We start from the raw sequence: 11,295 nt of genomic DNA on the forward strand, positions 1-11,295 counted from the left end.
CTTCAAGAAAGGAACCTCATGATCGCGGAACTACGACTTGATCAGTTCTCCGTCATCGCAGACGGCCTCGACCACCCTGAGGGGATCGCTACCGGGCCAGACGGCACGCTCTACGCTGGCGGCGAAGCCGGCCAGATCTATCGGATCACCGAGTCCGGCCACGAACTGATCGCCTCCACCGGAGGCTTCGTTCTCGGCCTCTGCCTCGATGCCGCCTCGAACATCTACGCATGTGACATGGGACGGCAGGAGGTCGTGAAGATCACCCCCGACGGCACGGTCATCCCATATTCGTCGCATATCGCTGTGCCGAACTACCCGGTCTTCACCCAGGACGGTCACCTGTTCGTCTCCGACTCAGGCGCTTTCGACGGGCACGACGGACGATTGTGGGTGATCGCGCCCGACGGCAGGACGGAGCCGGTGAACGTTGACCTGGCTGCCTTCCCGAACGGGCTCGCCATCGCACCCGACGGAGACTGGCTCTACGTCGTGCTGTCGAATCTGCCGGGCGTCGCCCGGGTACGCATCGAGGGCGGTCGCGTCATCGGTGAGCCGGAGTCCATCGTCGAACTCCCCGCTGATCACCTGCCCGATGGCATCGCGTTCACCGCCGCAGGCGACCTTCTCATCGCGTGCTACGCACCCGACGTGATTTACCGGTGGGACGGGGCGACACTTCGGAAGGTCGCTGAGGACCCGCGCCGGGTCACACTGGCTGCGCCGACCAACCTCGCGTTCTTCGGAGGAGATCGGTCCCGCCTCGCAGTGTCTTCGTTGGGTCGGTGGCACATCGCCGCGACCGACGCGATGGATGCAGGGGCGCGTCTTCGATACCCGAACCTTTCGGAGGTCCGCTCATGAGCCAGCGTCTCAGGGGGATGACTTGGAATCACCCACGTGGGCTCGATCCTCTCCTCGCTTGCTCCGAGGCCTACGTTAAGGACCATCCAGGCATCGAGATCGACTGGGAGGCGAGAAGCCTGCATGACTTCGGGGAAGCGCCTTTCGAAGAGCTGGCTGCTTCGTACGACCTCCTGGTCTTCGACCACCCGTGGATCGGCATGGTCGCCGAGTCCGGGGTGCTGATCCCGCTCGACACGGTCCTCCAGAGAGAGTTCCTCGCAGACCAGGCGCGAAACTCCGTCGGGTCGTCCCATGCGAGCTACCAGTGGGGCGGGCACCAGTGGGCCCTCGCCATCGACGCGGCGTGCCATGTGTCAGCGTGGCGGCCGGATCTCATCGAGAGGCCCCCTGCGACATGGAGCGACGTAGCAGACTTGGCGCGCGCGGCACCGGGGCGCGTCGTCGTGCCGGGCGCGCCCGTGGACGCCTACATCTCGTTCCTCACATTGATGGCCAACGCAGTGGACGATCCGCTTCCCGACGGCGGGATCGACCCGGATGTCGCGGCCGACGCACTAGCCCAGCTTGCCGATCTGATGCGGCTCGCCCATCCGAAGTCGCTGGAGTGGAACCCGATCCAGGCTCTCGAGGTGATGACGACCACCGACGAGGTGCTCTACACACCGCTCACCTTCGGATATGTGAACTACGCAACGCCCGGATTCCGTCCCTCCTCACTCCGCTTCGGTGCTATACCGACTGGCGCTCGCGGAGTGGCCGGGGGAGTGCTGGGCGGCGCTGGGCTGGGGGTTTCAGTGGAATCCGCGCACCAGGAGACAGCGGTCGACTTCGCGCGATTCGTCGCATCTGCAGAGGTGCAGCATGGGGTGTACGTGCGAAGCAACGGGCAGCCCGGCCATCGCAGCGCCTGGGTGTCGGACGAGGTCAACGAGAGCCATGGCGGCTTCTTCGCCGACACGCTGGCAGGAATCGACGCGTCGTTCCTGCGGCCCCGGTCCGCGGCGTTTCCCGCGGTGCAGGCGGACGCAATCGCGGCTGTGCACGAATGGCTGACGGAGGGCGCTCCGGATCCGGCAGGCTTCGCTACGCGCATCGCGGAGATATTCGCGGCGAGGCGTTAGCTCAGGCGCTCGTGATGATTGACAGGAACGGGGCGTAGGAATCACCCTCGGTGGTATCGCGCGGCGGGCATCACATTGCCGGCGGACAACCTGGCGCAGGCCGCCGCTGGTGTTCCGCTGGCCGTGACGTTGGGGTGTGCGCTAGAGATCGAAGGGGCGATGTCGCTCGAGGCGATGTCGGCGGCGGAGCCGGTTCGCCGGGGCGGCGCCCCCGAGGCGCCCGAACTCCTGGGCGTCACGGAGGCGGCGCAGCTCCTCGGCGTCAGCCCTCAGCGGGTCCGGAAATGATCGACGAGGGGAAGCTGACCGCGAATCGCATCGGCGAACGGTCCTTCGCGCTCGTCCGCGCCGAGGTCGAAGCCACCTGCTCTGCTCGCGGCATTCGAAAGCTCGGGATCCCTGGAATGACACGGAGAATCCCCACTTGGGCACCCCTGAAAGGTGGTCGGATAAGGGTTCAATCCCACCGTCACCCACGCATCGTCGGGAAGTTTGGACCTCTTGCGGGCGCCCGGTGCGTGCGCACATTTTGCTCACAAGCCGCGCGCAAGCAGGTCAATAGAGGTACATCCAGGTACCACATCGACTGGGGATGCGTCGGCCGCATCGGTCGATCACGCCAGATTGGATCGGTGGGAAATCCGCGTGTTTCTGCGGCCGGATGCGTGGAAACGCCCCCTGGTGCGGGCCTACTGCGGCATGCTGCGAAACGGGGGAGCCCTACCCGAAGCGAGGGTTCAAATCCCTCCGTATCCGACTAGCGGTCGTCGCTCGCCCCGGACTCTGAAGTCCAGACGGGTGCTCTGCTCGTGGGAAAGATCGTGGAAAGAAGTAGCGCCTCACTGACCAACCACGAAAGGTCGAAGCCCGCGGAACGACGCGGAAGGACCAGCTCCGCGCACCTTGGAAAGGTGGTTGGATATGGGTTCAAATCCCACCGTCACCGCCAGAAAACCCCCGTTTATCGGGGGTTTTTTTGCCCGGACGACTCGTGGGAAAGAAATGGGAAGAACCGTGATTCCCATGGCCGATCAAGCGAGGTTCGAGTCGCGAGCTTGCCTATCGCGGGAGTTCCCTGGCGTGACCGGGGCCGTGGCTGGCGGGGCGTTCTCTGCTGCCCATCCGGTCCGCGGGATGGTCCGCCGCGTTCGAGCCGGTCACTGCGGCTGCCGCGCTTGACTCGGCTTCTCTCTCGCGAGCCAGATGCACTCGGCCTCTGTGATGAGCCATATCCTATAGCTTCAGCGCCGCGAGCCCATGACGCTGCGATCTCCTCGTCGGTGATAGGCAAATAATCCTGTGCAAGGAATCGCACGAACAGCGGCAGCCGGACCATCAACATGGACCCACGCCATCGTCGACGTCATGCGACGGGCTCTCCAAAATGAGAGGAAGATTCATGCGATCACGGCTGAGCAGACTCGCCGGAGGCGGGCTCGTTCTACTGGTCACTTCCCAGCTGGTCGCCGCCTGTGCGGGCGGGAGTGGCGGAAGCGGTCAGAGCTCCGACGAACTCGATCTCGACGAAGAGGTCACCCTGACGGTGCAGCAGCAGACGAGCGCCGAGGCGATGTTCGCGTACATCGGGGAGAAGTTCGAGGAGAAGTATCCCAATGTCACGGTGAAGTTCGAGACGATCAGTCAGGAGCAGAAGGTCGGCTCCAACCTCGCCGTGCTCGGTTCGAGCAGTCCCCCGGACGTCGGGATGATCCCGCTGAATTCCGAGGTCTACACACAGCTGACCAACGCCGACGCGCTTGTCCCGATCTCGGACGTCTGGGCGGACGCGGATCTGGAGACCAGGTACAGCGCTCCCGTGGCCGCGTCCATGCAGACGGATGACGGACCTACGGCAGTCGTCTACTCGCAGCTCATCTACGACGTGCTCTGGTACAACCCCGACCTGTTCGAGCAGGCGGGGGTTGAGATCCCCGAGGACCATCGGATCGAGTCGGTCGACGCCTTGATCGACATGGCGACCGACTTCCGCGCCGCCGGAATCGCGCCCCTCCAACTCGGCGGCGGATCCGGATACGAAGCGAGCTGGATGCTCGATGCATTCCTGCCCACGGTGGCCACAGAGGAGGAGATGGCGAATCTCCTAACCAGCCACAATCCCAACGTCGAAATCACGACTCCCTACGACGGCAGCCCGTTCGTAGACACTCTCGAGGCGCTTCAGGCGCTGGGCGACGGGGGAGTCTTCCAGGACGGATATCTGGGTCAGGATGCTGCGACAGCGCTGGCTCCGTTCCTGACGGGCGATGCCGCGATGGTCCTCAACGGCAACTTCGCAGTGCCCGAGTTTGAGAAGGCCGACCTCGACTTCACCCCCGACTGGCTGCTTCTGCCGCCGGTCGGCGACGAATCGAAGGTGCTTCAAGCCCAGTACTTCGGCGATGGGCTCGGCATCCCGGTCAACTCGGACGCGGTGCCATGGGCGAAGAAGTTCATCGAATTCGTCATGAGCGATGAGATGCAGGAGGAAGCGGTCGTGAACATCGGCAAGCTCCTCCCCGCAGTCACATCGCTTCCCTCCGACGAACTTGCGGTCGACTCCTGGTCGGCGAGTCTCCTCGCCGACATCGAAGCCAACGGGTCCGCCCCGGGTTGGACCAGCGTCGTGCCGGGAGGCTTCGGTCAGCAGTTCATCGACCCTCTGGTTCAGCAGATGCTTCAAGGAGAGCTGACCCCGGACGAGGTCGCTGAGCAGCAGCAGCAGCACCTCATCGAGTTCCGCGACAAGAACTGAGCAGACCATTGACAGGGTGCGGCCCCACCGCGTGGAGCCGCACCCTGTGCCAAGGACCAGGAGGTCGGCGGTGCTGAAAGAAGTAGTTCCCCGGGAACGCGCCACAAGCTCGGCCGTTCGGCGAGAGCCTGGCCGTCGCCGGTACGGGACGGTGTCCCGCAGGGCCGCATGGTGGGCCGTGGCGCCCGCCCTTGTGCTGATCACCGTCGTCGTCGGTGGCGCGATCGCGCAGGCGATCTCATTGAGCCTGAGCGATTGGCGCGGGATCGGTCCCGTCGAGCACATCGGTCTCGACAACTACGGCTCTATCCTGAGCGACGCCGCATTCTGGGATTCGCTGCTGCTCACGTGCCTGTACGCCGGCGCTTCGACGGTGGGCATTGTCGCCATCGCGACTCTGCTGGCCGCAGCCGTGAGTGCGAACGTCCGCGGCTCCAGGTTCTATCGGGTTGTCTGGTTCCTGCCGGGAATCGCGCCCGGTGTCGCCGTCGCGATCTTCTGGGTGAGCGCGTTCCAGCCCAGGTTCGGAGCGATCAACGAAATTCTTGCGAGTCTGGGACTCCCATCCGATACCGCGTTGCTCGCAGGTCGTCACACCGCCATCATCCCGGTCATCGTCGTCACGATCTGGGCTGGCGTCGGCTTCGCCTTCCTGCTGTTGCTGGGCGCCATGGAGCAGATCCCACCATCGCTCTACGAGTCGGCGCGGATCGACGGCGCCTCAGCCGTGCGACAGTTCTGGTCGCTGACTCTTCCGCTCTCGCGACCCGTGCTGATCACCACTCTGTTGCTGAACTTCATCTGGGCATTCAACGGGTTCGCCATCGTGTGGACGATGACCCGCGGCGGACCTGGGCATGCGACCGCGACGCTTCCCGTGCTCATCTACGAATGGGCGTTCAAGTTCGCCGACTACGGACCGGCGACGGCGATGGCTGTCCTCAGCGGCATCCTGCTGGTCGCGATCGGCGCCGTCGGCATTCGAGTGAGTAGGTCAGCCCAATGAGCACGACAACACCCACGACGACTTCGGGCTGGCGCTGGCGCAACCTGCTGAGCCGCAGCATCCTCCACATCGGCTTGCTCGGGTGGACGGCACTGGTTCTCATCCCGTTCGTCCTGATCATCCTCCTGAGCCTGCGCTCGAACGCCGACATCTACACGAACGGCCTCGGACTCGGTGGCGATCTCCGCCCGGGCAACTACGAGGTCGCATGGAACGGCGGCGCCGGCACGGCAGGGATGGCGACGTACTTCCTCAACAGCGCCATCGTGGCGCTCACGTCGCTCCTCGTCGCACTGGGCGTGGGCGTCACCGCGGCGTACTTCGCGATCCACCTGTCCGAGCGTGCCCGGAAGCTCTTCCTGATGGTCTTCCTCGTGGCGACGGTGATCCCGCTCGTGCTGATGATCGTCCCGTTCTATCAAGCCTTCAACACGCTCGGCGTCGTCAGCCAACCTGTTGCAGTGGGGCTGGTCTACGGCGCGCTCTGCCTTCCCGTGACGATCCTCGTCGTCCACGCCTTCTTCGTCGACTTCCCCCGCGAACTCATCGAGGCCGCGGCGCTAGACGGGACCGGTGCCTGGCGTACGTATCTCTTCATCGTCCTCCCGCTGGCCCGAGGTCCGATTGCGGCAGTGGCGATGCTCAATCTGGTGTTCGTCTGGGCTGAGGCGCAACTCGGTGTGATCCTGCTTCAGAGCCCCGACAGTCAGACGGTGCCGGTGGGCCTTCTGTCCTTCCAGGGGCAGTTCACCACTGATCTGGGACCCCTTTTCGCGGGTCTCGCGATCGGTTCCATCCCGATCATGCTCATCTATCTGGTCTTCAACCGGCAGGTGGCGAAGGCCATCACTGTCGGCGGTTTCGGCGGCCGCTGAGCTGGACCTCCGCCGCCCCCGCTTCGCACACGACGCAGTGACGAAAGGAACGCACGCGCATGACGGACATGACTTGGTTCGAGGGAGCAGGCCTGGGACTGTTCATCCACTGGGACCACGCCAGTCAACAGGGCGTGGAGATCGGCTGGCCCGTCGTGGGGTCTCCGGCAATACCCGGGGGAACCGAAGACGAACGCACAATGACCCCGGCGCAGTACCACTCCAGTGCGGCGACGTTCGACCCGCAGCTCTGGGACGCCGGGGCAGTCGCCCGGCTGGCTCGGCGCGCAGGGGCGCAGTACGTCGTCTTCACGGCGCGTCATACCGGCGGGTACTCGATGTTCCACACCGAGCACTCGGACTTCTCGATCGAACACTCGCCCTACGGCGCCGATATCACCCGGCAGCTCGTGGAGGCGTTGCGCGCAGAGGGCATCCGAGTCGGGTTGTACTACTCCCTGGCGGATTGGCATCACCCGGACTATCCCGCCTTCCAGGAGGGCGACACGTACCGGCACGTCGACTATCCGCGTGCAACGCCCGAGCAATGGATGCGCTACCTGGCCTACCTTCGCGGCCAGATCACGGAGCTGCTGACGGACTACGGGCAGATCGACCTGCTCTGGTTCGACGGCGAGTGGGAGCGCACGGAGGACGAGTGGCAGGCGGGCGAGCTGCGGGCGCTCATCTCAAGGCTGCAGCCCGACACCATCGTCAACGGACGGCTGCCTGGCCACGGGGACTACGAGACGCCGGAACAGGGTCTGCCCGCTGTGCCGCCGAACGGGCCGTGGGAGATGTGCCTGACCATCGGGGAAACCTGGGCATACCGGCCCACCGACACGAACAACAAGTCGGCACGCTCCCTTGTCGCCTACCTCGCCGAAACCGTGGCACTCGGTGGGAACATGCTCCTCAACATCGCCCCGAAGGGAGACGGCAGCCTGCAGGAGGTGCAGGTCGACCGGCTGGAGGCGATCGGCGCGTGGATGGACTCGCATGAGCGTGCCGTGATCGGCGCTAGCCCGGCACCACCCGAAGTCCGCTTCTACGGGCCGGCTACCCAACGCGACAACGAACTGTTCCTGCACCTGGTGGCACTGCCGGTCGAATCGGTCGTCGTCCGCGGAGTGCGCGCACTCCGGGTGAAGCGGGTCACCGTTCTCCAGACCGGCGAGGAACTCGGGTTCCGGACGATGGTCGAGGTTCACGACAACCACCTCGAGCACGGCGACAGCCGCGACATCCTCGGCGAGCTGATCATCGATCCCCCCGCACCGACCGGCGCACTGATCGACGTGATCGCCATCGAGTTCGAGGGTGAACACGACGCGACGAGCTAAGCGCCGCGAAATTCGTTCCAGAACCCGGCACGGATATCCCGTGCCGCGTCAGTAAGGAGAGGTAGCAACATGGTCAGTGCTCGAAGAAGAGTCCTAGCGGCCGGTGTGGCGTCGATGATGCTTGCCGCGATGCTGGTCAGTCAGGTGCCGGCCGCGAGTGCGACGACGCCGGCGAACGTGGGGATCATTCCGGCCCCGCAGAGCGTCACGACTCCAACGCCGTGCAACAACGCGGTGGTGTCGCCGACGAGCCGGATCGTCTACCCGTCTGGCGCGGACGCGTCGGGCTTCGTCACGGCGCTGGCGGCACGGATCAAGTCCGTGACGGGCTTGACCCTCGCGAAGGTCTCGGGTGTATCCCCCGCTGCCGGTGATGTCGTGCTCGCCTTGGGAACCCCGGCCGGGACACCGGCGGTCAACGGCGCCTACACACTCACCGTCGACCAGAAGGCGACCCTGACCGCGGTCGACCAAGACGGACTGGCAAATGCCTCGGCGAGCCTGCTGCAGCTGCTGAATCAGAGCCTGACCCTCGGGTGCACGACGATCGCCGACTATCCCGAGAGCGACTTCCGGGGGCTCATGATCGATCTCGGCCGCGGCTACTGGACTCCGGCAGAGCTGCGCAACATGGTCGAGCTGGCTCACCTGTACAAGGTCAAGTACCTGCAACTCCACCTGACCGAGAACGAGAACTGGATGTTCCCGTCGACCGCATACCCCCTACTGGGGTCCCAGAACCAGAGCGGTCACCCCGCCTACGCCAAGGCCGACCTGCAGGCTCTCGACGCGTATGCCTGGGCGCGAGGCGTGACGATCATCCCCGAGATCGAAGTCCCCGGCCACGCGACTCAGATGGTCAACGTCTACCCGGCGGTGTTCGGACCAGGTACCGACGGACCGTACGGCAAGGTCATCAACCACAGCTCATCGTCGGTCCGGGCGGCGGTCAAGACCATCATCGGTGAGATGCTCGACGTGTTCACGCACTCGCCGTACTTCCACCTCGGTGGTGATGAGAGCGGAGTCAGCGGGGCTGCTCTGCCGGACTTCCTCAACGAGCTGAACGACTACGTGCGCAGTCGCGGCAAGACCTCGCTGGTATGGGAAGGCGTCAAACCGCCGTACACCGACATGCTCGACTCGGACATCCAGATCGTCAGCTGGGACAACGCCTACTACCCGTTCGAGCAGGCCGTCGCGGACGGCCGCACCGTCATCAACGCGCAGCAGAGCATTCTCTACCGCGTGGGGTGGCCGTGGGGCGGTCAGAACAAGCCGCAATCGGAGGTGTACACCTTCGACAAGTTCAAGGTCGACGGCGGCGGTGAAGTCGACTCTACGAGCACCAACGTGGTGGGCGGCCTCCTCTCGGCGTGGGGATTCAACGGCGGGAGGGCCCTGGAGTCGATGCGCAGCGGCATCGCCCCGTTCTCCGCACAAGTCTGGAACGCTGCGGATGAGACGGACTTTGCGGAGTTCCAGACGCGCTACGCGTTGAGCAATGCCATCGTGCCGGACCTGATGAGTGCTCCCCAGGTTCAGTCCGGGGTCTACCGTGCCCTCGACTTCAATCGGCTCAGCATGCAGCTCGGCGGGAACGGTGCTGCTGTGGACATCGCGGTCGACTCGACCGGCAACCCGTGGATGCTGAACGCAGCCGGAAACCTGTACCGCTGGAACGGGTCCGCAGGCGTGCTGGTGCCGGGACCGAGTGGCCAGCCGATCCAGACGATGACCGACGTGGCTGTGGCCCCCAACGGCACGGCGGCGGCAGTGCTCGGTGCTCCTGGGACCGTCGGTGGCCCGATCTGGGTGCGCAGCGCGACGGGCGTCTGGTCCGACGCAGGCCGAACAGGCAAGAGCGTCGCCGTCAGCAGCAATGGCGACATCTGGGCCGTCAATACCAGTGGACAGATCTGGCAGTTCGACGGCATCACATGGGTGCAGCGTCCCGGCTCGGGCGTCACGATCGCCGCCGGCGCCAACAACGTGGTCGCTGTCGTGAGCGCCAGTGGCGGAATCTATCAGTGGCAGCCATCGAACGGGACCTGGTTGACCCTCGCGGGTTCCGGGAATACGCAGATCTCGATCAGCAGCGAGGGCGAGATCTGGGCACTGTCCACCGCGGGCCAGGTGTGGTGGCGCAGCGCCAGCGGCACCTGGACGAAGCCGATGTGGTCGCGAGGCGCTGGCGGTTACGACGGCATCGCGGTTGGTTCCACGAACGCTCCCACGGGCCCGGGTAGCCAGTTCTGGGTGCTGAGTCACTAGCCCTTTACCTGCCAACAGGGAACGCAAGAGTGGCCCCGCTCGGGAGACCGAGCGGGGCCACTGGCGTTTGTCACGCGCCGGCGGGCGGTGACTCCACACTGGCGCGGAACTGCGTGGGGGTGACGCCGACGTAGCGTCGGAATGCCGCGCCGAACTGCTGGCTCGACGAGAATCCCAGCCGGAAGGCGATGGATGTGATGCTCTCCCGCTCCTCTCGCAGCAGCTCCTGGGCGCGATCGATCTTGCACCTCAGCACATAGTCCTTGGGGCTGGTTCCGAATGCCCGCGTGAACTGCTGGTAGAAGTTCGTCGTCGACATTCCTGCCTCCGAAACCAGATCGCCCACCGTGATCTCGTCTTCGATGTGATTCCGAACCCACGCCACTGCTCGCGCGACACCCGGGTGCACCGGATCACCGGAAGACGCCACTCGCTCGTTCCCGCGAACGAGCTCAAGAACGGCTGCAGTGCACATCGCCTCGGCCCAGGGCCGCCAGAGCGCGTCGGAAGATGCTTCCGAGTCGACGACGCGAGTGAGCAGCTGCACGCCCAGCTCCGATGCGCGTCGGGCGTGCGGCTGCTGCGTCGTCAGAGCCCTGACTGCGTTCGCGATCGCAGTATCGGCGGTGCTCGCGGCGGAGCCCGTGCTGAGCAGGAGCCACAGCATCTCTCCGCGCGGCTGGGCCCCCACGCTTGTGGAGTAGGGCGTTCCGGGCGAAATGTGGATCATTTCACCCGCGCGCACCGGGACCACCCGGTCTTCGACCACGAACTCGACGTCGCCGCGAAGGGGAAACGCCAGAACCAGGACATGGGGATGCACCTGCTCGGGAAGTCTGTCCTGCGCAGTGAGGTAGCGAAGCCGACCGACGCTGAGGAAGGGGCCAACGCCTCTCAGATCCTGGATGGCGCGTTCAGAGGTGCTGGCAACATCCGGGTCGTCCGACGTCACTGGTGCGGCGGCCGAGCCGCGCCTCGCGGAGGGAGGAGATGTCGTCGGCGACATGCGAATAATCCTATGCAAGGAACCGCACGAGCTCCGCCGGGCGAAACGACA

General features: G+C 65.2%; 8 protein-coding genes and 1 tRNA gene. 8 read left to right on the plus strand and 1 reads right to left on the minus strand.

Features of this window, described 5'->3' with window-relative positions; all coding sequences use genetic code 11:
• Positions 1 to 18 precede the first annotated feature (18 nt).
• The 8 genes from EER34_RS07830 (at position 19) to EER34_RS07860 (ending at position 10,238) form a co-directional block, all read left to right on the plus strand.
• The gene (locus tag EER34_RS07830) at positions 19 to 864 is read left to right on the plus strand and encodes an SMP-30/gluconolactonase/LRE family protein (protein ID WP_127473928.1); all 846 of its coding nucleotides are present in this window, start codon (positions 19 to 21) and stop codon (positions 862 to 864) included.
• Positions 861 to 1,988, plus strand: a complete 1,128-nt coding sequence (locus tag EER34_RS07835) for an extracellular solute-binding protein (protein ID WP_127473929.1) — start codon at positions 861 to 863, stop codon at positions 1,986 to 1,988. The genes EER34_RS07830 and EER34_RS07835 overlap by 4 nt, the downstream gene beginning before the upstream one ends.
• 659 nt (positions 1,989 to 2,647) lie before the next feature.
• Positions 2,648 to 2,744: transfer RNA gene (locus tag EER34_RS17460), tRNA-OTHER, on the plus strand.
• Positions 2,745 to 3,387: 643 nt separating this feature from the next.
• Positions 3,388 to 4,740, plus strand: coding sequence for an extracellular solute-binding protein (locus tag EER34_RS07840; RefSeq protein WP_164743495.1), 1,353 nt, complete (start codon positions 3,388 to 3,390; stop codon positions 4,738 to 4,740).
• Positions 4,741 to 4,918: 178 nt separating this feature from the next.
• Complete coding sequence (locus EER34_RS07845; RefSeq protein ID WP_205791414.1) at positions 4,919 to 5,746, plus strand: carbohydrate ABC transporter permease; 828 nt, start codon at positions 4,919 to 4,921, stop codon at positions 5,744 to 5,746.
• Positions 5,743 to 6,621, plus strand: coding sequence for a carbohydrate ABC transporter permease (locus EER34_RS07850; RefSeq protein WP_127473932.1), 879 nt, complete (start codon positions 5,743 to 5,745; stop codon positions 6,619 to 6,621). Before EER34_RS07845 ends, EER34_RS07850 begins: the two co-directional genes overlap by 4 nt.
• 59 nt (positions 6,622 to 6,680) lie before the next feature.
• Positions 6,681 to 7,964 (plus strand): alpha-L-fucosidase, encoded by a 1,284-nt coding sequence (locus tag EER34_RS07855; RefSeq protein ID WP_127473933.1) that lies wholly within the window; start codon positions 6,681 to 6,683, stop codon positions 7,962 to 7,964.
• A gap of 129 nt (positions 7,965 to 8,093) precedes the next feature.
• Complete coding sequence (locus tag EER34_RS07860) at positions 8,094 to 10,238, plus strand: family 20 glycosylhydrolase (RefSeq protein WP_164743496.1); 2,145 nt, start codon at positions 8,094 to 8,096, stop codon at positions 10,236 to 10,238.
• Between the two features lie 70 nt (positions 10,239 to 10,308).
• Here EER34_RS07860 and EER34_RS07865 read toward each other — a convergent pair whose 3' ends face one another.
• Positions 10,309 to 11,244, minus strand: a complete 936-nt coding sequence (locus tag EER34_RS07865; RefSeq protein ID WP_164743497.1) for an AraC family transcriptional regulator — start codon at positions 11,242 to 11,244, stop codon at positions 10,309 to 10,311.
• Positions 11,245 to 11,295: the final 51 nt, after the last annotated feature.

Origin of the sequence: Microbacterium sulfonylureivorans, assembly GCF_003999995.1 — a bacterium.
Taxonomy (GTDB): domain Bacteria; phylum Actinomycetota; class Actinomycetes; order Actinomycetales; family Microbacteriaceae; genus Microbacterium; species Microbacterium sulfonylureivorans.

Bases quoted from the DNA above. Each gene is read 5' to 3' on its own strand.
- EER34_RS07835 (WP_127473929.1), top strand. From the start codon at position 861: ATGAGCCAGCGTCTCAGGGGGATGACTTGGAATCACCCACGTGGGCTC.
- EER34_RS07850 (WP_127473932.1), top strand. From the start codon at position 5,743: ATGAGCACGACAACACCCACGACGACTTCGGGCTGGCGCTGGCGCAAC.
- EER34_RS07865 (WP_164743497.1), bottom strand. From the start codon at position 11,244: ATGTCGCCGACGACATCTCCTCCCTCCGCGAGGCGCGGCTCGGCCGCC.
- EER34_RS07855 (WP_127473933.1), top strand. From the start codon at position 6,681: ATGACGGACATGACTTGGTTCGAGGGAGCAGGCCTGGGACTGTTCATC.
- EER34_RS07840 (WP_164743495.1), top strand. From the start codon at position 3,388: ATGCGATCACGGCTGAGCAGACTCGCCGGAGGCGGGCTCGTTCTACTG.
- EER34_RS07830 (WP_127473928.1), top strand. From the start codon at position 19: ATGATCGCGGAACTACGACTTGATCAGTTCTCCGTCATCGCAGACGGC.
- EER34_RS07860 (WP_164743496.1), top strand. From the start codon at position 8,094: ATGCTGGTCAGTCAGGTGCCGGCCGCGAGTGCGACGACGCCGGCGAAC.